Annotated in this window: 21 protein-coding genes; 10 read left to right on the top strand and 11 right to left on the bottom strand. The window is 35.3% G+C overall.

Annotated elements, in window-relative coordinates; genetic code table 11:
- Window positions 1-66: 66 nt before the first annotated feature.
- The 3 genes from ACVFVN_RS11605 to ruvX are packed head-to-tail and all read right to left on the bottom strand — an operon-like array spanning window position 67 to window position 1,633.
- Window positions 67-609, bottom strand: a complete 543-nt coding sequence (locus tag ACVFVN_RS11605) for a DUF5606 family protein (RefSeq protein WP_456235372.1) — start codon at window positions 607-609, stop codon at window positions 67-69.
- Between the two features lie 44 nt (window positions 610-653).
- Window positions 654-1,226, bottom strand: a complete 573-nt coding sequence (gene def / locus ACVFVN_RS11610) for a peptide deformylase (protein WP_165132102.1) — start codon at window positions 1,224-1,226, stop codon at window positions 654-656.
- Window positions 1,223-1,633, bottom strand: coding sequence for a Holliday junction resolvase RuvX (gene ruvX, locus ACVFVN_RS11615; RefSeq protein ID WP_456235373.1), 411 nt, complete (start codon window positions 1,631-1,633; stop codon window positions 1,223-1,225). The genes def and ruvX overlap by 4 nt, the downstream gene beginning before the upstream one ends.
- Window positions 1,634-1,738: 105 nt before the next feature.
- Between ruvX and ACVFVN_RS11620 the strand changes: the two genes are divergently transcribed.
- Complete coding sequence (locus ACVFVN_RS11620; protein WP_456235374.1) at window positions 1,739-2,437, top strand: ABC transporter ATP-binding protein; 699 nt, start codon at window positions 1,739-1,741, stop codon at window positions 2,435-2,437.
- A gap of 72 nt (window positions 2,438-2,509) precedes the next feature.
- On the opposite strand, the gene ACVFVN_RS11625 is transcribed toward ACVFVN_RS11620, so the two are convergent.
- Both ACVFVN_RS11625 and ACVFVN_RS11630 read right to left on the bottom strand, forming a co-directional pair.
- Window positions 2,510-3,103, bottom strand: a complete 594-nt coding sequence (locus ACVFVN_RS11625; protein WP_456235375.1) for a hypothetical protein — start codon at window positions 3,101-3,103, stop codon at window positions 2,510-2,512.
- Between the two features lie 11 nt (window positions 3,104-3,114).
- Window positions 3,115-3,609, bottom strand: a complete 495-nt coding sequence (locus tag ACVFVN_RS11630) for an RNA polymerase sigma factor (RefSeq protein WP_456235376.1) — start codon at window positions 3,607-3,609, stop codon at window positions 3,115-3,117.
- A 98-nt stretch (window positions 3,610-3,707) separates the two neighbouring features.
- Between ACVFVN_RS11630 and ACVFVN_RS11635 the strand changes: the two genes are divergently transcribed.
- The 5 genes from ACVFVN_RS11635 (at window position 3,708) to tpx (ending at window position 10,709) form a co-directional block, all read left to right on the top strand.
- A complete protein-coding gene (locus tag ACVFVN_RS11635) occupies window positions 3,708-4,148 on the top strand; it encodes a hypothetical protein (protein WP_456235377.1) in 441 nt (146 codons plus the stop codon).
- Window positions 4,149-4,273: 125 nt separating this feature from the next.
- Complete coding sequence (locus ACVFVN_RS11640) at window positions 4,274-7,069, top strand: T9SS type A sorting domain-containing protein (protein WP_456235378.1); 2,796 nt, start codon at window positions 4,274-4,276, stop codon at window positions 7,067-7,069.
- Between the two features lie 69 nt (window positions 7,070-7,138).
- Window positions 7,139-9,343: a TonB-dependent receptor gene (locus ACVFVN_RS11645; RefSeq protein ID WP_456235379.1), complete on the top strand. Its 2,205-nt coding sequence runs from the start codon at window positions 7,139-7,141 to the stop codon at window positions 9,341-9,343.
- 130 nt (window positions 9,344-9,473) lie between these two features.
- Window positions 9,474-10,088, top strand: coding sequence for a hypothetical protein (locus ACVFVN_RS11650; protein ID WP_456235380.1), 615 nt, complete (start codon window positions 9,474-9,476; stop codon window positions 10,086-10,088).
- Window positions 10,089-10,223: 135 nt separating this feature from the next.
- Window positions 10,224-10,709 carry a thiol peroxidase gene (gene tpx / locus ACVFVN_RS11655; RefSeq protein ID WP_456235388.1) on the top strand — a complete coding sequence of 162 codons (486 nt, stop codon included), beginning with the start codon at window positions 10,224-10,226 and terminating at the stop codon, window positions 10,707-10,709.
- 58 nt (window positions 10,710-10,767) lie between these two features.
- Here the strand turns inward: tpx and ACVFVN_RS11660 are convergent, their stop codons facing one another.
- The 3 genes from ACVFVN_RS11660 to ACVFVN_RS11670 all read right to left on the bottom strand — a co-directional run bounded on the left by ACVFVN_RS11660 (window position 10,768) and on the right by ACVFVN_RS11670 (window position 14,235).
- Window positions 10,768-11,310, bottom strand: coding sequence for an HdeD family acid-resistance protein (locus ACVFVN_RS11660; protein WP_456235381.1), 543 nt, complete (start codon window positions 11,308-11,310; stop codon window positions 10,768-10,770).
- A 144-nt stretch (window positions 11,311-11,454) separates the two neighbouring features.
- Window positions 11,455-13,440 carry a urocanate hydratase gene (locus ACVFVN_RS11665; RefSeq protein ID WP_456235389.1) on the bottom strand — a complete coding sequence of 662 codons (1,986 nt, stop codon included), beginning with the start codon at window positions 13,438-13,440 and terminating at the stop codon, window positions 11,455-11,457.
- 126 nt (window positions 13,441-13,566) lie between these two features.
- Window positions 13,567-14,235 carry a head GIN domain-containing protein gene (locus ACVFVN_RS11670; protein ID WP_456235382.1) on the bottom strand — a complete coding sequence of 223 codons (669 nt, stop codon included), beginning with the start codon at window positions 14,233-14,235 and terminating at the stop codon, window positions 13,567-13,569.
- Between the two features lie 150 nt (window positions 14,236-14,385).
- Between ACVFVN_RS11670 and ACVFVN_RS11675 the strand changes: the two genes are divergently transcribed.
- From ACVFVN_RS11675 to dnaJ, 3 genes are all read left to right on the top strand, one after another.
- Complete coding sequence (locus ACVFVN_RS11675; protein ID WP_456235383.1) at window positions 14,386-15,909, top strand: S41 family peptidase; 1,524 nt, start codon at window positions 14,386-14,388, stop codon at window positions 15,907-15,909.
- A gap of 61 nt (window positions 15,910-15,970) precedes the next feature.
- Window positions 15,971-16,510, top strand: coding sequence for a nucleotide exchange factor GrpE (locus ACVFVN_RS11680; protein WP_456235384.1), 540 nt, complete (start codon window positions 15,971-15,973; stop codon window positions 16,508-16,510).
- A 26-nt stretch (window positions 16,511-16,536) separates the two neighbouring features.
- Window positions 16,537-17,661, top strand: a complete 1,125-nt coding sequence (gene dnaJ / locus ACVFVN_RS11685; protein WP_456235385.1) for a molecular chaperone DnaJ — start codon at window positions 16,537-16,539, stop codon at window positions 17,659-17,661.
- 61 nt (window positions 17,662-17,722) lie between these two features.
- Here the strand turns inward: dnaJ and ACVFVN_RS11690 are convergent, their stop codons facing one another.
- Window positions 17,723-18,370, bottom strand: coding sequence for a metal-dependent transcriptional regulator (locus tag ACVFVN_RS11690; protein ID WP_165132067.1), 648 nt, complete (start codon window positions 18,368-18,370; stop codon window positions 17,723-17,725).
- Window positions 18,371-18,522: 152 nt separating this feature from the next.
- On the opposite strand from ACVFVN_RS11690, the gene ACVFVN_RS11695 reads away from it, so the two are divergent.
- On the top strand, window positions 18,523-19,821 hold the full coding sequence (locus ACVFVN_RS11695; RefSeq protein WP_456235386.1) for an aminopeptidase P family protein: 1,299 nt from the start codon (window positions 18,523-18,525) through the stop codon (window positions 19,819-19,821).
- Between the two features lie 62 nt (window positions 19,822-19,883).
- Here the strand turns inward: ACVFVN_RS11695 and ACVFVN_RS11700 are convergent, their stop codons facing one another.
- Together ACVFVN_RS11700 and ACVFVN_RS11705 are read right to left on the bottom strand one after the other, a co-directional pair.
- On the bottom strand, window positions 19,884-20,522 hold the full coding sequence (locus tag ACVFVN_RS11700) for an alpha/beta hydrolase (RefSeq protein WP_456235387.1): 639 nt from the start codon (window positions 20,520-20,522) through the stop codon (window positions 19,884-19,886).
- Between the two features lie 125 nt (window positions 20,523-20,647).
- Window positions 20,648-20,844 (bottom strand): hypothetical protein (locus tag ACVFVN_RS11705; protein WP_456233938.1); only part of this gene is annotated, 197 nt, incomplete at its 5' end.

The raw sequence follows: 20,844 nt of genomic DNA on the forward strand, positions 1-20,844 counted from the left end.
AAAAGAAACTCCATCAAAATTAATATTTTTTGATGGAGTTTTTACTATTGTTGAGATTAAAATGGATTAATCTTCTTTTTTAGTAGTTTTTTTAGCTGCAGGTTTTTTAGCAGGTTTCTCTGCTGGCGTTTCAGGTTTTTCTGCTGCTTTTTTAGTGGTTTTCTTTGCTGGCTTTTCTTCGTCAACTGGCGCTTCTTCAACAACTTCTTCAACTTTTACAAAACTTTCTGGTGTGATGTAACCTGCTTTTTGTAATAAGTTATACCATTGTGCCAATTTTTTGATATCAGACTCATAAACCCTTTCTGTATCATAGTTTGGAAGAGATTCTTCCATGAAAGCTTTTAGCTCTTCGCTTTTTGACTTATGGTTGATGGTTGGTTTGTAATCGTATTTTTTAGCGATATTTTCGAATACTTCGAATAAGGGAACTTCTTTGTCGAAAGTGAACATCGCGATGTTGTCTAGCAAGCTTACTTGGCTAGAATTGGAGATGCTTGCCTTTTTCTTAGTTGAGATATCTTCAACGATGAATCCGTTTCTTAATTGCGAAACTAATTTGTAAAGTCCTGGTTTTCCAGAGATCGAAATTATTTTTTCTAACTGCATTGTTTCAATGTTTAGTCGTTGTTAATTTTTTCTTAGTTTATATTTTATTTTGGAAATCGCATCTTGTAGCTGACACCTACATCGCCATTTGCGATTTTTTGTAATTTTCCTTTAACCAATTTCTTTTTTAAGGCGCTAAGATGATCCGTGAAAAGGATACCATCTATATGGTCATATTCATGTTGAATAACGCGCGCACGAATATCTGAAAAAGTATCGATATGTTTAACAAAATTTTCATCAAAATATTCAATTTTGATAGTTTCTTTGCGTTTTACATCTTCGCGAACGTCTGGAATCGAGAGACAACCTTCGTTGAACTTCCATTCTTCGCCACTTTCTTCTAATATTTGTGCGTTGATAAATACTTTTTTGAAGTCTTTGAGTTCTTCTGCTATATCTTCATAATCTTCATCTTCTGCAAGAGGCGTAATGTCGATTACAAAAAGACGAATGTCCAAGCCAATTTGTGGCGCAGCAAGGCCAATGCCATTAGCACCATGCATGGTTTCGAACATGTTTTCTATTAAACTTGGTAGTTCTGGATAATCTTTGTCGATATCATGAGCTACTTTTCTTAATACTGGATCGCCGAAGGCGCGTATTGGTAAAATCATTGTTGATCTAAAAAATTTTGCAAAATTATGGTTGCACTTACACGGTCTATAAGACCCTTTTCCTGTCTTTGTTTTTTATTTTTCCCACTTTGACTAATAAAATATGATGCCATTTTGGAAGTAAAACGTTCATCTAAACGATGAATTTTTATTAATGGAAATTCAGTTGCAAAAACATTTAAAAAATTCTGAATATCGGTTTCTATTTCAGACATTTGACCTTTAAGGTCGGTTGGTAATCCAACAACAATGCTTTCCACATTATTTTTGCTGAAATAATCTTTGAGAAAATCCAATAATTTTGGCGTTTCTACAGTCGTTAACGCACTCGCGATAATCTTAAAATCATCGGTTGCAGCAAGTCCTGTTCTTGCTTTGCCATAGTCTATTGCTAGGATTTGTCCCATAGGATTGCAAATTTACAAAAAAAATTAGGCTTATAAAATTAGTTTTAAAAGAGAAATGATTTTAAGAATTAGATTTAGTATTTTTGCCCTAGATAATTGTGAACAATGGCTTTAGATATTATAAATCTGACAAAAAAATTCGGAGAACAAATTGCGCTCAATAGCGTTAATATTTCAATTAACAAAAACGAAATTATTGGTTTGCTAGGGCCCAACGGCGCTGGAAAATCAACTTTGATGAAGTCTATTGTTGGGGCGCTGAAGTTGGATGAAGGTCAAATTTTGTTGGATCAAAAAGACATTACAAAACACGATATCGAATGCAAACGCAAAATGGGTTTTCTTCCAGAAAATAATCCATTGTACCAAGACATGTTCGTGAAAGAGTATCTACAATTTGTTGCTAATATTCATAATGTTGGGAAAAATAGAGTAAACGAAGTTATCGAATTGGTAGGCATAACGCCAGAAAAATCAAAAAAAATAAGTCAACTTTCCAAAGGTTACAAGCAACGTGTAGGACTGGCACAAGCAATTCTCCATCAGCCAGATTTATTGATTTTGGATGAACCTACGAATGGGCTTGATCCTAACCAAATTGTGGAAATCCGAAATGTTATTAAAGAAATTGGTAAAGAAAAAACGGTAATTCTATCAACACATATTATGCAAGAAGTGGAAGCTTTGTGCTCGCGCGTGATTTTGATTCATAAAGGAAATATCATTCAGGATTCGCCAATATCCGAGTTCAAAGGAAAATACGAAAGTCTAGAACAAGCTTTCCAAAGTTATACCGAAGGTTAAAGGAAAAAAATAAAGCGATGTCAAACGGCATCGCTTTTTATTTTTAAATGAGTTTGATTTTAAAAAATAATTTTAGTTTCTTAATTCTTTGACAAGATCTTCAACTTTCTTGATGTATTTTCCGTAATAATAATTGAACCAGAATTTCCCCAAAATCCATAAGAAAACTAATCCCGCAAACACGGCGCCCAAAAAGACGCAAACCAAACGCAAATGAGAGTATTGATGTGTGTAGGGTATGGATTCTAGAATAATTATCATTTCTGCAACGATGAAAGGGACAAAGCTGATGTAGAAAGATAAATAATATTGTTTGTTAAGATGGAACTGGTGCAACAAATCTTGTAGCGACGCTAGAGTTTCCAATTCAGGATTGCTAATTTCTTTATAGAGTTTAAAAAATTTATGATAAAAAAATAAGGTTACCAAGGTCATCGAACCTACCAAAATATCGAGGTACAATCGGAATCGGAAAGGCATCTCAATACCCCAAATAGCGACCAAAACAAAGGCAAGAAGAATGATGGTTGACCAAAATTCCCAGCGCATGTTTTTTCGGATTTTTTCAAGCGGTAAGTTTAGGCTTTTTCTTTGTTCTAGGCTGACTTCAGGCGTATTTTCGGCAGTGTCGTTGTCCCAGATATTTTTTAATTCATCGATATTCATAATGCTGTTGCTTAAGAGTTGGATAAAATGTCTTTTAATTTGTTTTTGGCGCGGTTCATTTTCACGCGGACGTTGGCTTCAGAAATACCCATTTGTTGTGCAATTTCTCGTCCAGAAAAATCTTCTAGATAATAGAATATAAAAGCTTTGTCAATGGGATTAAGCTGTTGGATGGCTTCATACATTTTATGAAGTTTTTCTTCCTTTTCGTGGTCATAGTCTTCTTGAGCGATTTTAAAATCCGATAGTTCGGAATGCTCAATAAAACTTCTTTTTTTCTCCGATTTTAAAAATACAATGGCTGTGTTTAGCGAGACGCGATAGAGCCAAGTGGAGAATTTGCTGTCGCCTTTGAAGCTCGCAAAAGCCTTCCAAACCTGAAATGTAATTTCCTGGAAAAGATCTTCCTGATCTTCCCGATTGTCCATATACATTTTCGAAATTTTGAAAATAATGCCTTTATGTTTTTCGATTTTCTCTAAAAACTCGCGATGGCGTCCATCCATAACTTTTGTTTCTCGATTAGTAAGTACAAGATTTTGGTTTTTGTTACAAAACAATATTCTGAAATTTAAATTGTTTAAATTTAACACCAAATAAACGTATGATGAAATCCTTTTATAAAATAATACTATTAGCGGCATGTTGTGGTGTATATTGTGGCCAAGCACAATGTGTCAAAGTTATTAGCGCAACGCAAGAATATCAAATGGGTGGCAGAGAAGAGTCGCGACAAGAAATCTTGAAAGTAGAACTAAAAGACAACAAAAAGCTTGAACCTCTTTATTTTTTAATCGACCAAAAGAAAATTGATTTTTCGAAAACGATTGTTGATGATAAGCTTGTATTGACAGCTATTTTGCATTCCGCACATGATAATTTTCCAACGACAGATAATCCTTATCCAATGGATAAACTAGCAAGTTGGGATGAATTGATTTTAGTATTGAAAAAACTTAAATCGAATAAATTAATCAAGCGAAAAATAAAACTTACAAAACCCAAAGAGAATAATATAATTACAACGGAAGCGCTTCCACAATAGGTTTTTAATATTTATGATTTTCATTTTTTAATGGAATTGAAATAGTATTCTCTTATTTTTTATTTTATTTCAATACTTCTTTAAAAAAGTTACTTTTGTATTTATAAAATAAGAATATTATGAAAATGAAAATTATTCTTGGAGTTGGGCTTTCTATAGCTTCTCTTTACCTTAATGCGCAACAAAGGCAGGAAGAACCTAGCATCAATAAAAAGTATCTGGAACATATCCAAAATGCAATGAAAACGCATAAGAAGGATATACAATTTGCTAAAGAAAATAACCAAAAACCTCCCGAAGAATATAATCTAGCAGAATATATTGCGACAATGGATCCTAATACAGGAGAATTACATAACCAAAATTATGTAAAGCTAGAAGCCGAAGTTAAAGCGGGTAAGTACAAGGCAAATAAAAACCTAAAACTTTTTGGTGGTGATAAAAATATTAATGCTAAAGGAATTGCTAATCAGTGGATAGAGCGTGGTCCTTATGATGTTGGTGGTAGAGTTAGAGGTATTATGTTTGATCCTAATGATGCTACTGGCAAAAAAGTTTGGGCTGGCGGTGTTTCTGGTGGATTGTGGTATAATAATGATATTAGCAATGCCAACTCGGAGTGGACTTTGGTTGATGGTTTTTGGGCAAATACTTCTATTTCCTGTATCGTGTCAGACCCTAACAATTCACAGGTTTTCTATGTCGGAACTGGCGAGGTGGAGACTGGCGACATCAGCGGTTTAGGAATTTGGAAAACCATAGATGGTGGGCAAACATGGACACAGATTTTCACTTTTGAAGATGGACAATCAGGAAATGTAAGAAATGGGAATTACCATATTCCATCTATAAGAGTTGTCAATAACAATGGTGTCTCAGAAGTATATGCTGGCGTAGCTGGTACTTACCTGAGTGATGCGATGGCTTTTATGGGAATCGGCCAGTCAGGACTTTATAAATCTACAGATGGTGTTAATTTTACAAGGTTAAACAATCTTTTATGGAATTCCAATAATGGTTATAATATTCAGGATATTGAAGTCGGAAAAGACAATTCGATTTGGGTTGCGACAAGACGCAGCAGTTATGGCAATTCAACATCTGGAGGAAAGATTTTTAAATCTACTAATCATGGGGCTAATTTTACTGAAGTTTATAATGTAGGCAATTCTGGCGCAAGAGTTATGGTAGAAGTCTCTGAAACCAATCCGTTGAAAGCTTATGCACTCATGCAAGGTGCTAATACGTCTGAACCCATTAGAATTGCAAAAACTACAGATGGCGGGGTAAGTTGGATTTCTACCAATGTAGCCGGCTCAGGAATTACATTACCCAATCCAATTGATACAGGACAACCCGATAATGACTTTACGAGAGGGCAATCTTTCTATGATTTGGTTATCGAAACAGACCCTGCCAACGATGATCATGTCTATGTTGGCGGTGTAGATTCGTACAAATCAACAGACGGCGGTGCAACTTGGAAACAATATACAAAATGGTCAAATAATAATGCTTTAGGAAGTACAAACATATCGCTTGTCCATGCAGATCAACATGCGCTGGTATTTAATCCAAAGAATCCTAATCAATTTGTGATGGGGAATGATGGTGGCATTTTCTTCGCTGCTAATAAAAACAATTTGGCGGCTAGCAATACGGTCCAAATGAGAAATAAAAAACTAAATATCACGCAGTTTTATCACGGAACTCTGAACCCAACAGCTAATTTTAATGATGAGGAAATGATCTTGGGCGCACAAGATAACGGAACGCAACGTCTTTCTGGTGCTGTTTTGCCAAACGGATTTTATGACGATTCTGAAGTCTATGGCGGCGATGGTGCTTTTACAGCTTTTGATGATCAAGATAAATATTTGATTGCTTCTTATGTGTACAATTTCCATATTTTATTTCATCAAGGAGGTGCTACTTATTTATTATCAAATTCAGCGCAGCAAAATGCAGGACAATTTATCAATCCATTAGTTGTTGACAGAAATCTTGATATAGCCTATACAAACGCCAATTCTAACGGGACAACCAAAGTCGTTTTGAACAGAGTGTCTGGATTGGCAAGTTCGCCGTTACAATTAACGCGTTCGCAAATAACGATTGCAAACGTTGCATCGGGAGAAAATATTTCTAGATTATATGTCTCTCCTTATACAACAACAAGTACAACAATGTTTGTCGGACTTTCAACCGGTAAATTGTATAAAGTAACCAATGCGAATGCAACACCAAATACTTCTCTTTATAGCTTTGTATTTCCAGGAAACATTTCCGATATTAAACTTGGTGCTTCAGAAAACGAAATTATGGTAGTCGTATCAAACTATAATACGGAAAGCATATTTTATTCAACAAATGGCGGAACATCTTGGAGCATGAAAGAAGGTAATCTTCCAGATATTCCTGTTAGAGCAATTCTGATGAATCCTGAAAATAACAACGAAGTTATCATTGGGACACATTTTGGCGTTTGGGGAACATCTAATTTCCAAGCGGCATCACCAACATGGTCGATGTATTCTAACGGTTTAGGTAAGTTTAAAATCACGCATTTTGATTATAGACCTACTGATAAAACAATTTTGGCAGTTACCTACGGACGTGGTGCTTTTACGACTCAAAAAGAAGATATATTCTTACCAACTGATAATGTCGAACATAAATTATTAAACAATCGTATCTATCCAAATCCAACAAGAGGACCTCTCCAGGTGAAGTTTGATTCTAAAGTATCCGACAAAGTAGATGTGGAAGTTTATGATACTTCGGGGAAACTGGTATTCAGCAAAAAAGCAGTAAAGTCTGATGAAGAGTTTAACATCGGTGAGCTACCAAAAGCCAATTATGTTGTGAAGGTTATTCAGGATGGTATTATTCTTTATTCATCTGTAATTCTCAAACGATAAAAAATAAATTTTATTAAAACTAAAGGTAAAGCAGGAACAGCTTTACCTTTTTATATTCAATATTTGTAAATGAAAAAAAACTATTTGTTATCCATAATTGTTTTGAGCTCAGGATTCTTATCGGCTCAACAAGATGAAAATGAGTTAGAAGCCGTTACCGTCCATGCCCGTACAAAAGTGATTAAAGAACGAGAAGAATTCAAAAAAAATGCACAATCTACCGAAAATCTTTCCAATTATGAATTGAATAGAAATAATCCAGCAATGATTGAGCAATCGCTTAGTACCATTGCAGGAGTCCAAGTTGAGAAGAGAAGCATCATGGGGGGACAACGGGTTATCTTACGTGGCTATGGTAACGACCAAAAATTTAACAATTGGGGTATCAAAATGTATTGGAATAATATTCCGTTAACCAATGCCGATGGCGTAACAGTTTTGGATGATGTTAATTTCGGATTTATTAACCATGTTGAGGTTGTTAAAGGACCTGCTGCAACTGCTTATGGAGGAGGAACTGGTGGAGTTGTACGCTTTTATTCAAGGCCCGAAACGCAAAAAGGAAATCGTATTTCTCAAGATTTTATGGCTGGTTCTTTTGGTTTGTTTCAAACTTCCACAGGACTTACAAGCGTTGGCGACAAATATTCGATATCGGCTAATTATGGACACATTGGGGCAGATGGTTATCGTCCACACGGGAAAAGTATCAAGAATTTTTATAACATAAACTCTGAAATCAAACTCAATAAAAATCAAAAACTAAGCATTCTGGCTTCTCACGGAAATTCTTTAGAACAAGTTTCGGGACAGATTTCTTACGACGATTATTACAATGGCGTTGACAAGGGCAATTTTGCATATATCCGTCGTGGCGCAAAAACCAAATTTGTGACTTCCAGATTCGGGACTTCACATGCTTGGAAGATTACAGATGATTTTAGTAACAACACCACAATTTTCTATACTGGGACGACAAGCGACAGGATTGCGGCGGGCGCTTACGAAACCTATTCAGCGCCCAATTATGGTGTAAGATCCGTTTTCAACTACACCAAAGATTTTGGAAGTTTTAAAAGCCAAACAGATTTTGGAGTAGAATATCAACAATCCCGATCTTTGATTACAAATTACCGTTTCAAAAGTGTGAAACCTTCGGAACAACCAATATTACGTCCAATTTTTGAAGGTTCTTATTTCAAAATTTTAAACAACCAAACCAGTGTTTTTGCCATTGAAAAATTGACTTACAAACCTTGGGATTTGATGTTTTTAGCAGGTGTTAGCCTTAACAAAATTGCCTACAATCGCCAAGATATGTTGGCTTTGCCGGGATTGTTTGTTGTGAATGGTATCGACTTGTACAAAGGTCAAAATCTATCCTTTGATAAAAGTTTTGATGCTGTGGCAACACCACATTTTGCTCTTCAAAAAATATGGAAAAAACAGATTTTTAATTTAAGTTACAGCGAAGGTTACAATGCACCAACTTCGGCGACGTCGTTTATTTCTGGGCTTAATCAGACGAATGATAATTTGATTCCCGAAAAAGCGAAAATGTGGGATTTCAGTGTACATGGTTTGTTGCTGGATACTGCGATAGACTATCAGTTTTCGGTGTTTAGTATCGATGTTAAAAACAAATTGACGCAGCTTCGTGGCATTATGTCTAATGCGGAAAATACGCCTTACAGCTATTGGGCAAACACGGGCAATCAGTCTAATAAAGGTCTTGAAATGAGCTTGGGTTACGTTTATGAACCAAAATCTTCATTTCTTAAAAAAGTTCAGCCTTTTGTGAGTTATACCTACAATGATTTTAAATATAAGGATTTTAAAACCTATCTTAAAGAAAACAATAAACCTGCAGCAATTAATGATTATCAGGGCAAAAGCGTTGTGGGTGTTCCAAAATCAAAATTGACTTTAGGGCTCGATTTTGACACGAATATTGGATTGTATTGGCAAAATACATTTAATTATATGGGAACGGTTTTTACCGATTTTGCCAATTCGAATAAGGTGAAAAGTTTTGGACTTTTGAATTCTAAAATTGGTTACAAACACAGTTTCAAACATGTAGATTTGGACGTTTTTGTGATGGGAAATAATCTTACCAATCAAATTAATTACACATTCTTATTTTACGGAAACAGTATTAACGACACCGATGCTGATAACCAGTACAACAATCCCAATGTCTTTACAGATGTCAATCCTGGACCTAGCAAATCCTATTTTTTTACAGGACTTAATTTAAAATATCATTTTTAAAATATCTAGCCACTTTTTCGAAAGTGGTTTTTTATGGATTATCAAAAAAATGTTAAAATTTAATTATCATTAGGTTAAAAATCAAAAAGCTATCTTTGTTAAATCAAAACATCATTAAAACAAAGAAATCATGAAAAAATCTATTTTATTATTATCGGTCCTAAGTATGATGGCTTGTAAAAAAAGCGAAGACAAAACCTCAGAATCTTCATCTATAGGCAAAGCAGTCGATGCGGCGCAAAGTTATAGCAACATTGCAACTTCTATGGATGATATACAAAAAAATATTGAAAGGCTTAAAACCATCAAACCACTATCAAATGAGGAAATGAAATCGGCTTTGCCAGAAACAATTTTGGGACTCAAAAGAACCGAAATAAGAGTTGGCGATGCCTCGATGATGGGATTGGTTTCTGCAGAAGCGACCTATTCTGATGAGGCCAACAAACGTATCGAAATTAATATTATGGATGGGGCAGGGGAAACAGGCAGTGCCATGATTTCGATGTTATTGATTGCTCTGAAAGCAGAATCTGAGAAAAGCACAGCGAAAGGTTTTGAGAAAACAACCAATTTTAATAATGTTCGTGCCATCGTTTCTGAAGAAAAAGAGGCCGATGAGGTAGATGCCGATATTCAATATATTTTGAAAGATCGATATACTGTGAAAATTGATGGAAATGGCTATACATTGGATCAACTAAAACCTGTCATGGATGCGATCAATACATCAGCGTTAAAATAAATATAAAGCTTCCGAAAGGAAGTTTTTTTGTTTTAAATTTGATTAAAATTAAAGAATATGAAATCATTTAAAATATTAAGTTTGGCATTGTTGCTTGTATTTGGACTTTCCAATGCGCAACAAGCAAGCGTTTTGATGCGCGGGAAAGAAGTGAAAACCTTTGCAAAACTTCCTCATATAAATGTTGAAGCTCCAAATTTTGAGTTGACCGATGATAAAATGGAAACTAAAACACTCGACAATTATAAAGGAAAATATGTGATACTAAATATTTTCCCAAGTGTTGACACGGGAGTTTGTTCGATGTCGGTAAGAAAGTTTAATGAGTTGGCAGCTAATTTAGAAAACACTGTTGTGTTGTGTATTTCCAAAGATTTGCCATTTGCTCAAAAACGTTTTTGTGGCGCCGAAGGTATCAAAAATGTTGTGATGTTATCGGATTTTCGTACCGATTTTGGAAAGCGTTACGGTGTAGAAATGATAGATGGCAATTCACGTGGTTTGTTAAGTCGCGCGGTAGTTGTTATCGATCCAAAGGGGAAAATCATCTATGAAGAACAAGTCGCAGATATTAGTCACGAACCCAATTACGAAAAAGCTTTAGCAGCTGTTAATAAATAAAAAAAACTTCTCAATTCGAGAAGTTTTTTTTTTTATTTATTATTATTGAAAGAATTTTCTATTTCAGTTTCTTTAATCCAAAAGACAACATAATTTGTAAAATCCCCAGCATAATGAATGAGATAGCGGTGTAATAGACAATCGTTAAACCTCCAAAAGCTGGATTAAAAATCATTAATAATGAAAATAAAACTCCTAAAACACTAAAAAACATTGCCGTTCCCCAAGGAAAGCCCAATTTTTTAAGGGAAAGAGAAGCGCCAATACCAATCACAGAACGCAACAAAATGGTAACCCCTACGTAAATAGGTAAAAATGTTAGAGTTAAACCTGGCGATGCGACTAATAAAATACCTAAAATTAAATCGAGAATTGCGCCCGCTAAAGACCATCCCCAATTCGGATAATGTCGATTGCTAAATGCATCAATGATTTCTATAATCCCCGTTACCAAAAAGATGGTAGCGAAAATCATCCCTAATGCCATGTAAGAGGCCAAAGGCGTTCGGAAAATATAAACTCCACCAATAATAAAAAGAATTCCTGTGATTAATGGTAAATACCAATACTTGTAAGGATTTTTGTAATTTTCTTGATTCATATTTATAATTTTAAATGGTTAATAACTTACAAATAACATACCTCTGCACGGAAATTATCTAATTTAAAACTAATATAAAGAGGCTACTTCCAGTATTTTTCTAAGCTTATAGATTTCGCCGCCGAAACTTCCTCATTTTATTTTCTATAGCAAATTTTCATCCACCAAATTCGGAAGCGTAACTTTTAATTTCGGTTCGGCCTCCATGGCACGCTTTATCGCAAACATCGCTCCTTCATTTCTTGCCCAAGATCTACGAGAAATTCCGTTGTTCACGTCCCAGAAAAGCATAGATTTTAATCTTCTGTCGGCATCTTCAGTTCCATCCAATAACATTCCGAAACCACCGTTGATTACTTCGCCCCAACCAACGCCACCGCCGTTGTGAATAGAAACCCAAGTTGCTCCACGGAAACTATCGCCAATCACATTGTGAATCGCCATATCCGCTGTAAACCTTGAACCGTCATAAATATTAGAAGTTTCACGGTATGGAGAATCCGTTCCCGAAACATCGTGATGATCTCTACCCAAGACCACTGGACCAATTTTCCCTTCTTTAATAGCATTGTTGAAGGCTTCAGCAATTTTCATTCGTCCTTCTGCATCTGCATATAAAATTCGAGCTTGAGAGCCTACCACCAATTTATTTTCCTGCGCACCTTTTATCCATTGGATATTGTCTTTCATTTGTTGCTGAATTTCAGAAGGTGAATGTTGAATCATTTCTTCTAAAACTTTACAAGCGATATCATCCGTTTTTTGTAAATCTTCAGGATTATTCGAAGCGCAAACCCAACGGAACGGTCCAAAACCATAATCGAAACACATGGGTCCCATAATATCCTGAACATAAGAAGGGAATTTAAACTCTCTTCCCAAGGTCGGATTTGGATTCATCACATCTGCTCCTGCACGAGAAGCTTCCAACAAAAATGCGTTTCCGTAATCGAAGAAATACGTTCCTTTATCCGTATGTTTATTGATAGCTGCTGCGTGTCTTCTCAAGGTTTCCTGAACTTTTTCTTTGAACAATTCAGGATTTTCTGCCATCATTTTGTTGGATTCTTCGAACGAAATTCCAACTGGATAATAACCTCCCGCCCAAGGATTATGCAATGAAGTTTGATCGGAACCAATATCAATTTTCAAATTTTCTTCATCAAATTTCTCCCAAACATCTACGATATTTCCTAGATAAGCCAAAGAAACCGTTTCCTTGTTTTCTTGAGCTTTTCTTACTCTTGCCACCAACTCATTGAGGTTTTCATGGATTTCGTTTACCCATTTTTGATCGTGACGAATTTTGGTGATTTTAGGATTTACTTCCGCAATTACTGTAACACAACCTGCAATATTTCCCGCTTTTGGCTGCGCTCCCGACATTCCACCTAAGCCAGACGTTACAAAAAGTCCTCCTTTTGGTTCTTTATTTATTTTTCTAAAGGCATTGAGAACGGTAATCGTTGTTCCGTGAACAATTCCTTGCGGACCGATGTACATATAGCTTCCCGCCGTCATTTGTCCGTATTGTGAAACGCCCAACGCATTGAATTTCTCCCAATCATCGGGTTTAGAATAATTTGGAATCATCATTCCATTAGTCACCACTACTCTTGGAGCGTCTTTGTGTGAAGGGAACAATCCCATTGGATGTCCAGAATACATCACCAAAGTTTGCTCATCAGTCATTTCCGACAAATATTGCATCGTCAAAAGATACTGTGCCCAATTGCTGAACACCGCACCATTTCCACCGTACGTAATGAGTTCATGAGGATGTTGAGCTACCGCATAATCCAAATTGTTTTGAATCATCAACATAATGGCTTTTGCCTGTTCAGATTTCCCTGGATATTCAGCAATATCACGAGCTTTCATCTCGTAATCTGGACGAAAACGATACATATAAATTCTTCCAAAATCCTCAAGTTCTTTTTTGAATTCAGGAATTAATTCTGCATGAAATTTTGGTTCGAAATAACGCAAAGCATTTTTTAAAGCCAGTTTTTTCTCTTCTTCAGTAAGTATTTCTTTACGCTTTGGTGCGTGATTGATATTTTGTTCGTAAGCTTTTAGTTGTGGAAGTTCAGTGGGAATTCCCTGTTGTATTTGTTCTTGGAATGTCATTTCTATTTTATAATTAAAGTCCATTTTGAAGTCTTAAAGATATTACAAATAAAAAAAAGAGCAGTAACGAAAAATAAAAAAAGCTGCTTAGTTCAAGCAGCTTCTCTTGTATAATTAAAATTTAGATTATTTATAAATTACCTTTCCACCAATCATTTTTTTCTCATTTCGGTTTTCTGGATTTCCAAATACAGTGATTGATCCGCCAGCTCTTGTAGTGGTTGTGACTTCCTGACTTGCAAATACGCTGGCTTCTCCACCAGCATTTACGGTTACGCCTGTGTTTTCGGATTGTAAATTTTCTCCATCGTAACGTCCGCCTGTGTTAACAACAACACTTTGGGTCGAGGTTTCCCCAGAAACTTTGATAAAGCCACCTGTGTTAACTTTGGACGTAACATCGGAAGTTTTTGCGACAATATCGATAACAGATCCTTCATTAGACGTCAGATTAAGACTCGATGTTTCTATTGGAGAAGTTGATGTAATAAGAGAACCTTGACTGGCTTGCAAACTGTTCACATTTTTATAGTATAGCGCAATTTTTGTGGTCTCGCCTTGTAAAGTTTTGCTAGTTACCATACGGATTTTTAATTCGTTTCCGCTGTTGACAAATTCTACATTGTTTGCGTTTTTACCAGAAATGTCGGCTTTATATTCGGTACTTGGGATAAGCTCTACATTGATTTGATCATAAACTTTAAGCTTTGTAAAACTTCCAACATTTTTAACTTGTGCAAAAGCAAGGCTCGTACTTGCTGCAATCACCAGCGTGGTCAAAATTTGTTTTATCATAATTTCGGGTCTTTATTAGCTTTTTTATAGCGTCAAATACAGTACCATAGTACATTTGAGTGGCAATGATAATTAATTAATTTTACAAATAAATAGATTTTTCAAATTTTTCAATAAAAATCTTACATTTGATTTTAGAAAGAATAAGTTATGCAGAGACTATACCTCTTAGTTTTTTCGATGTTAATCATTGGGTGTCAATCTGTAAAAAAAGCCAATCTTGAATTTTATAAAAAAATTCCTGTAGAAGCTTTGAGACAAGATATTGATCAAAGTTATTTGGCTCTTAAAAAATTCCATCCAGAACTCAATTGCTATATTTCTGAAAATGATTTAACAAAGAAATTTGATAGTCTTAAACATAATATCAACGAGTCATTGACGAAGCAAGAGTTTTATTTCAAATTGGCGCCAGTTATTGCCAAAGTCCGAGAAGGGCATTTGCGATTAAAAATTCCGCAACGTTTGTACACAAAAACCGAAACAAAAAAATGGGATAAAAAAACACCTCTTTTTGGACAATATACATATCGCGTTTCGGACAAACGAATCATTGTAAAACAAGCAACACTAGATTCTGAGCAAAAACTGCTTCCTGGGACAGAGATTTTAGAAATTAATGGCAAAAAAGTGACAGATCTTATCGCCAAATATCAAAGTGTAATGACGGCAGACGGTTTTAATAAAACCTATTATAAATATGCATTAACAGAATCTTTTTTCAATTACTATACTGCGGAATATGGACTTTTTGAGGAAGCTAATTTGAAAATAAAATTTGAAAATAAAATTAGCGATGTTGTTATAAAACGTATGGATAAAGATGACGTAAAAAAACAAAAATACAGCCCGAGTAAAGGAACTAAAAAACTTTACGATTTTGATGCCCGAACCAATACTTATAACAGAAGTATGCGTTTTGCGACTTCGGATAGTTCGGTGGCTTATATCAAAGTAAAATCTTTTTCTCATACGGCATCCTCCAAGTTTTATAAACAAAGTTTTAATATCATAAAAAAAGCAAAGTCTAAATATTTGATTTTAGATATTAGAAATAATTTGGGTGGTTCTTTGGACGAAATCAACAATCTATATTCTTATCTCAGCAATCAGCCATTCACATTGGTGAAAATGCCAGAAATGACATTCGAGAACGCTGCGCTTCATCGCGATTTTTTCCATAATTTATCTGCTACTAACAAAATTTTATCCGCGGGAGCTTATCCATTTTTTATTCTTGGAAACAAATTGTTGTCTGGGAAAAATGCTAGTGGTAAAGCTATTTTTAAAGAAACGGCAGCTAAAAGATCAAAAGTAAAAAAAGATGCTTTTGCTGGAAAAATATATGTTTTGATAAATGGCGCTAGCTTTTCCGCGTCCTCCATTTTATCCTCAAAATTAAAATTTGATAAACGAGCAACCATCGTAGGAGAAGAAACTGGCGGTGCGAATGATGGAGCCGTTGCTGGTTTTAATAATACCATAAAGCTTAAAAATTCCAAACTTGATTTGCCAATTGGTTTACTATTCATACAACCTAACATTACTCCCGAAAATCTAAAACGCGGTGTCATTCCGGATGTAGAAGTTGATGCTGATTTTTTTAATGTTTTTCAAGAAAAAGATCTTCAATACGAATGGATTCTTAATGACATTAAGAAAAATTCTGACTAATTGTCCAAACTTTCATTTTGGCAGTTTCTTTGCCTATAATCGAGTAATATAACTTATTATAATGGAAGAAAACAAAGATATACACGAAGAAACAGAACAATTAACGAACGAAGAAACTCAGAATTCTGACCAACATGTTGCTGACAATGTGACAGTGGAAAAGTCTTCAGAAGAATTATTGGCAGAAGAAAAAGACCGTTATCTTCGTCTTTATGCAGAATTCGAAAACTATAAAAGAAGAACTGCTAAAGAAAAAAATGAGTTTTTCCTTTATGCCAATCAGGATTTGATGATTTCTATGTTGGCAATTCTTGACGATTTCGAAAGAGCATTAAAAGAAATTACAAAAACTGGGAACGAAGAAGATATCCGCGGCGTTGAATTGATCTATCAGAAATTCAAATCAAAATTAATGGATAAAGGTTTAAAACCTATTGAAGTCCAAGTTGGTGATGATTTCAATGTTGACTTTCATGAAGCTGTGACACAGATTCCGGCACCCGCTCCAGAGTTAAAAGGTAAAATTGTTGATGTTATCGAGAGAGGTTACCAACTGCATGATAAAGTTATTCGTTTCACAAAAGTAGTGACAGGCGCTTAATAAAAGGCTTTTCAGAATATAAAACAATGGCAAAAAGAGACTATTACGAGATACTAGAAGTTACGAAAACTGCAACTTCCGAAGAGATAAAAAAAGCGTATCGTAAACAAGCGATTAAGTTCCATCCAGACAAAAATCCTGGTAATGCAGAAGCAGAAGAGAAATTCAAAGAAGCGGCAGAAGCCTACGAAATTCTTAGCGATGATAACAAGCGTGCGCGCTACGACCAATACGGTCATGCTGGTGTTGGCGGCGCTGCAGGTGGTGGATTTGGCGGCGGTTTCGGCGGTGGAATGAATATGGAAGATATCTTCAGTCAATTTGGAGATATTTTTGGTGGACATTTCGGTGGCGGATTTGGTGGTGGCAATCGTCAGCAACAAGTTCGCGGAACTAATCTTAGAATCCGTATAAAACTTAACCTTGAAGAAATGGTCAATGGTACACAAAAAACCATTAAGGTTAAAAAAATGAAGTTAGCAGAAGGCGTGACTTCAAAAACATGTCCTACTTGTGGCGGTTCTGGAGCACAGGTTAAAGTTATGAATACGATGTTCGGCCAAATGCAAACCCAAACAACTTGTGGTGCTTGTGGCGGAATCGGAAAAGTTGCCGACAAAATTCCTGCGGGCGCCAACGCGCAAGGCCTTATCAAAACTGAAGAAGAAATTACCATCAACATTCCTGCAGGCGCTAGAGATGGCATTCAGCTCAATGTAAGAGGAAAAGGAAATGATGCACCATTCGGAGGAACGCCAGGCGATTTATTAGTTGTTGTTGAAGAAGAAGTTGACAAGCTTATCAAGCGTGAAGGCGATAATCTTCATCAAGAATTATTTATTTCTTTTGCTGAAGCGGCTTTAGGAACTTCTAAAGAAATCCCAGTTGTTGGTGGAAAAGTCAAAATAAAAGTAGAAGAAGGCACACAATCTGGAAAAATCTTGAGACTTTCTGGAAAAGGTCTTCCTAACATCGAAGGTTATGGTGGCAAAGGCGATATGTTCGTACACATCAACGTGTGGACGCCACAAAAATTGACCAAAGAACAAAAAGAATTTTTCCAAAGCCAAATCGATAACAACGAAATGACGGCAGAACCAACTGGAAAAGAAAAATCTTTCTTTGAAAAAGTAAAAGATTTATTTGATTAAATTAAATTTTTTCAATTATAAAATAAAAGCCTTCTAAATTTTATTAGAAGGTTTTTTGTTATTATTTAACCAGAAGTTTTTCGCAAACCAACTTGCTGAAACTTTCTTGTCGTCCATCAAATTCCATCAACATAGATTGGTCAAAATCTTCGATATTTAATATTTGAAAACTTGTGCCAAGTTTGATATCTCGCTTGTTAAGATAATTCAGAAAATCATCGGCAGAAGTTGTTACAGAAGCCAAAACTACTTTTTGATTCACTTTGCATTGGCTCAATTTTTTTAGTTCGGGTTGCATGACAATTCCGTCTTTATCAGGAATTGGCTCTCCGTGCGGATCAACTTTCGGATAATCTAAGATTTCGTCCATTTTATCAAAAAAAGCATCCGAATGGATGTGCTCCAACTGTTCGGCAATTTCATGGACATTTTCCCAACCAAAGCCCATTTTCTGTACCAAAAACATCTCTGTCAGTCGGTGTTTTCTAACAATTAATGCCGCTTCTTTTCTTCCCAATTCTGTCACGCGTATCGGTTTGTAAGATTCATAAATTACCCAATGTTTATCGGCAAATTTTTTAATCATACTGTTTACAGATGGCATTTTGATTTGCAAACGTTTACTCAAATCATTTACAGAAACTTCGTAGTCATCATTCATTAGATGATATAGAGCTTTCAAATAGTTTTCTTCTGTTAAGGAATTCATAGCCCAAAGATACAAAATGTTAGATGATTTATTTTTTTTAACTAACTTATCAATGATTCTTGTAATTTTTTGGATTAAACGATTTGCGAATGTCTTTCTATTCGTATTTTTGAAAAAGAAATTCTATTTTAATATTAAATAAATAATCAAATATGACAACAAAATACGACCGAATTTCAAATTCACTTTTCATTAAAAACAGAAAAAAATTCACGGCTTTGATGAAGTCAAAATCTTTGGCAGTTTTTAATTCCAACGACATTTATCCAATAAGTGCAGATTCTACTTTGCCATTTCAGCAACATCGCGATCTCTTTTATTTGTCAGGTGTTGACCAAGAGGAAAGCATTTTGCTGCTATTTCCTGATGCCCACAAAGAGGAATACCGCGAAATTTTATTTGTAAGAGAAACCAATGATCATATTGCTGTTTGGGAAGGTGAAAAACTCACGAAAGAAGATGCAATAGAAGTTTCAGGAATCAAAACGGTACTTTGGCTATCAGATTTCGAAAAGGTATTTTATGATTTGATGGCAGAAGCGGAGCAAATTTATTTAAATAAAAATGAACATTACCGCGCAGCTGTAGAAACCCAAACCCGCGAAGACCGTTTCATCGAATTTGTTAAAAAACAGTATCCTTTGCACACAATTCTTCGTAGCAATCCTATTTTGCAACGTCTTAGAAGTATTAAAGAGCCCGAAGAAATTGCTTTGATACAAACGGCTTGTGATATTACAGAAAAAGGTTTTCGCCGACTTCTTAATTTTGTAAAACCTGGCGTTTGGGAGTATGAAGTAGAAGCAGAATTAGCCCACGAATTTATCAGAAACCGAAGCAAAGGCTTTGCTTATGGACCCATTATTGCAGGTGGAAACAACGCGAATGTCCTGCATTACGTTTCTAATAATATGCAGCTGAAAGATGGTGATCTTCTCTTGATGGACGTTGCCGCAGAATATGCCAATTATTCGTCCGATCTTACAAGAACAATTCCTGTTAACGGAATATATACAACACGTCAAAAACAAATCTATAACGCAGTTCTTAATTGCAAAAAAGAAGCTGAAAACCGCTTGGTTGCTGGAAATAACTGGCATCAATTCCATAAAGATATGGGCGAAGTTTATACCTCGACATTACTAGATTTAGGACTAATTGATAAAGCTGATGTGCAAAATCAAGATCCGAAATGGCCAGCTTACAAAAAGTATATGATGCACGGAACATCCCACCACATGGGACTTGACACTCATGACTATGGACTTTTGTCCGATGATTTTGCTGCCGGAATGGTCTTTACTAACGAGCCTGGTTTTTATATTCCAGAAGAAAAATTCGGAATCCGACTTGAAGACGACTACGAAATCCAAGCTTCTGGAGCGCCCAAAAATCTAATGAAAAATATACCTATCGAAGCTGATGAAATAGAGACCTTAATGAATTCTTAGTATAAAAAAAGCTGCAGTTCAGACGTGAAATGCAGCTTTTTTGTTTTTAGTTGACTATAAATTTATGATTCAAAAAAAGTCATAAGATCCATGTAATTTTTTTGATTAACACCATGCCCACTCATATATTCTCTAAAACTAAAATAACATCCCAAATCATAAAGCAGGTCCGCAGCTTTTCGACCCCAATCCATCGGGATTACTGCATCATCTGTCCCATGAGAAATAAAGAAACGAAGTTGCTCTAGTTTCTTTTTATCTTTGTTAATATTGCCTAGTAGTTTTTCTTCTGGATAACTGCTCAAACAAGCTATTTTATTGAACAATTGTGGGAATCTTAAGGATAACGCATAACTCAAAATTCCACCTTGGCTAAAGCCACAAAGATGAGTTGGGTTATTAACTAATCCGTAATGATTCGTTATTTTCATAATAGATTCCATAATTCCAGAAATTGCTGCCTCGGCTTGGGGAACATCCATAAATTTTTCTTGATTGTTAAAGTCGATGTCATACCAGGCGTAACCGCCATAAGGCGTTTCTTTTGGTGCACGGAAGCTTACTACAAGCCAATCTTTGGGAAGTGTTGGTACGAAACTGAACAAATCTTCTTCGTTACTTCCATAGCCATGTAGCAAAACTAAAAGTGGCGTAGAAGCTGTAAAATTTTCGGGTTCTCGAATAATGTATGTTAAATCCATTGAGCAAAGATACTTTTTGATTTTGAAAATTAAAATATGATCATTTAATTATTTTTTCTGCCAAAGTAGTTTGGATTGTAACGTCCTGAAAAACTGATACAGGATTAGACCAATAAAATTTTATTTTAAACAGTACATATATTCGTATTTGTACTGTTTTTCTTTTTGTAAGATTTTGGTATTAATTCTTGTTGTTGGTGCATTTGCATCGGTGTTAAATAATAGTTTGACAAATGCGGTCTTAACTCATTATAGACCTTTACGGTTTGTTTGACCAAAATCTTTCTTGTATTCAAATCTACATTAAATTTATCAATATCAT

It is taken from the genome of Soonwooa purpurea (genome assembly GCF_053891095.1).

Excerpts from the sequence above, each read along its gene's own strand:
- ACVFVN_RS11605 (WP_456235372.1), bottom strand. The coding sequence starts at position 609 with ATGCAGTTAGAAAAAATAATTTCGATCTCTGGAAAACCAGGACTTTAC.
- def (WP_165132102.1), bottom strand. The coding sequence starts at position 1,226 with ATGATTTTACCAATACGCGCCTTCGGCGATCCAGTATTAAGAAAAGTA.
- ruvX (WP_456235373.1), bottom strand. The coding sequence starts at position 1,633 with ATGGGACAAATCCTAGCAATAGACTATGGCAAAGCAAGAACAGGACTT.
- ACVFVN_RS11620 (WP_456235374.1), top strand. The coding sequence starts at position 1,739 with ATGGCTTTAGATATTATAAATCTGACAAAAAAATTCGGAGAACAAATT.
- ACVFVN_RS11625 (WP_456235375.1), bottom strand. The coding sequence starts at position 3,103 with ATGAATATCGATGAATTAAAAAATATCTGGGACAACGACACTGCCGAA.
- ACVFVN_RS11630 (WP_456235376.1), bottom strand. The coding sequence starts at position 3,609 with ATGGATGGACGCCATCGCGAGTTTTTAGAGAAAATCGAAAAACATAAA.
- ACVFVN_RS11635 (WP_456235377.1), top strand. The coding sequence starts at position 3,708 with ATGATGAAATCCTTTTATAAAATAATACTATTAGCGGCATGTTGTGGT.
- ACVFVN_RS11640 (WP_456235378.1), top strand. The coding sequence starts at position 4,274 with ATGAAAATTATTCTTGGAGTTGGGCTTTCTATAGCTTCTCTTTACCTT.
- ACVFVN_RS11645 (WP_456235379.1), top strand. The coding sequence starts at position 7,139 with ATGAAAAAAAACTATTTGTTATCCATAATTGTTTTGAGCTCAGGATTC.
- ACVFVN_RS11650 (WP_456235380.1), top strand. The coding sequence starts at position 9,474 with ATGAAAAAATCTATTTTATTATTATCGGTCCTAAGTATGATGGCTTGT.
- tpx (WP_456235388.1), top strand. The coding sequence starts at position 10,224 with ATGCGCGGGAAAGAAGTGAAAACCTTTGCAAAACTTCCTCATATAAAT.
- ACVFVN_RS11660 (WP_456235381.1), bottom strand. The coding sequence starts at position 11,310 with ATGAATCAAGAAAATTACAAAAATCCTTACAAGTATTGGTATTTACCA.
- ACVFVN_RS11665 (WP_456235389.1), bottom strand. The coding sequence starts at position 13,440 with ATGACATTCCAAGAACAAATACAACAGGGAATTCCCACTGAACTTCCA.
- ACVFVN_RS11670 (WP_456235382.1), bottom strand. The coding sequence starts at position 14,235 with ATGATAAAACAAATTTTGACCACGCTGGTGATTGCAGCAAGTACGAGC.
- ACVFVN_RS11675 (WP_456235383.1), top strand. The coding sequence starts at position 14,386 with ATGCAGAGACTATACCTCTTAGTTTTTTCGATGTTAATCATTGGGTGT.
- ACVFVN_RS11680 (WP_456235384.1), top strand. The coding sequence starts at position 15,971 with ATGGAAGAAAACAAAGATATACACGAAGAAACAGAACAATTAACGAAC.
- dnaJ (WP_456235385.1), top strand. The coding sequence starts at position 16,537 with ATGGCAAAAAGAGACTATTACGAGATACTAGAAGTTACGAAAACTGCA.
- ACVFVN_RS11690 (WP_165132067.1), bottom strand. The coding sequence starts at position 18,370 with ATGAATTCCTTAACAGAAGAAAACTATTTGAAAGCTCTATATCATCTA.
- ACVFVN_RS11695 (WP_456235386.1), top strand. The coding sequence starts at position 18,523 with ATGACAACAAAATACGACCGAATTTCAAATTCACTTTTCATTAAAAAC.
- ACVFVN_RS11700 (WP_456235387.1), bottom strand. The coding sequence starts at position 20,522 with ATGGATTTAACATACATTATTCGAGAACCCGAAAATTTTACAGCTTCT.